The sequence below is a fragment of the Rhizobium sp. SVR5-9E genome, assembly GCF_056755095.1.
The window spans coordinates 1-233 of the sequence record NZ_JBNDHS010000789.1; the positions used below are offsets into that span (position 1 = coordinate 1).

Annotated in this window: 1 protein-coding gene; it reads right to left on the reverse strand. The window is 59.7% G+C overall.

Translation table 11 applies throughout. From position 1 onward, the window contains the following. Positions 1-233: DUF2252 family protein (locus tag ACPYOJ_RS36995; RefSeq protein WP_481420630.1), on the reverse strand; the 233-nt coding region annotated here is incomplete at both ends.

Below are 233 nucleotides of genomic sequence, written 5' to 3' on the forward strand. Positions count from 1 at the left end.
GCGCAGGTGCGGTGTGTGCGCCTGACTTTTCCCGGATGCGGATTCGTATCCACCAATCAGGGCATCCAGCATTCTCGCAGTGGTCACACCAGGAAGGTCAGAGTCCCGGGCGGCGGAGGCGAGGGAAAGCCCCAGCCTTATGAGATCGTGAGCGGGATTGCCAATGACAGCCTGATCAAAATCCCTGATCTGAACGGCAACGTCGCCGTTACGATCCGCCAATGCCCCGAGAT